Source organism: Autumnicola lenta, from assembly GCF_031846515.1.
Taxonomy (GTDB): domain Bacteria; phylum Bacteroidota; class Bacteroidia; order Flavobacteriales; family Flavobacteriaceae; genus Autumnicola; species Autumnicola lenta.
In genome coordinates this window covers 1-579 of the sequence record NZ_JAVRHO010000079.1, presented here as the reverse complement: position 1 = coordinate 579, position 579 = coordinate 1, and the positions used below count along the sequence as shown (strand labels likewise).

Genomic DNA, 579 nt, shown 5'->3' with positions numbered 1-579 from the left:
TTTAATTTAACTTAAAAATCCACCTGCTTTGCAGGTGGTAATGTTCTTAGGGCTATGCCTATATTTGTTTTATGGGTAAATACAAGAAACTTAGCCACGTAGTCTATAAGTGTGAATATCATATTGTTTGGGTTCCTAAATATAGACTTCGTATAATGAAGGGAGAAATCAAGAATTTGATAGAGAATGATATTAAGATGCTTTGTGAGTGGAAAAGTTGTGAAGTTCAGGAATTAAACGTTCAGGAAGATCATGTTCATTTGTTGGTTTCTATTCCTCCCAAGGTTTCTATATCAAAGTTGATGGGAACTCTAAAAGGCAAAGTTGCCATTAAGCTTTTCAAGAGTTATCCAAAATTAAAGAAGAAGCCTTATTGGGGCAATCATTTTTGGGCTAGGGGATATTTTGTCAACACAGTCGGCTTAGACGAGGATATGATAAAGAAATATGTAAAGTATCAAGAGCAAGAAGAGAAGAGGATTGAAAATGAGCAACAAAAGTTTGATTTTTAGCAATGATCTTCAAGGCCCCCTATGGGGGCTAGCCAAAGCCACCTTCTTAGAAGGTGTGATTTTTACT

1 protein-coding gene is annotated in these 579 nt (G+C 35.6%); it reads left to right on the top strand.

Annotation, left to right across the window (positions count from 1 at the left end; genetic code table 11):
* The first annotated feature begins 71 nt into the window (after positions 1–71).
* Positions 72–512, top strand: coding sequence for an IS200/IS605 family transposase (gene tnpA, locus RM545_RS17505; RefSeq protein ID WP_311496576.1), 441 nt, complete (start codon positions 72–74; stop codon positions 510–512).
* Positions 513–579: the final 67 nt, after the last annotated feature.

What these genes read in the sequence shown, in the direction of transcription:
- tnpA (WP_311496576.1), top strand. Translation starts at nt 72, where the DNA reads ATGGGTAAATACAAGAAACTTAGCCACGTAGTCTATAAGTGTGAATAT.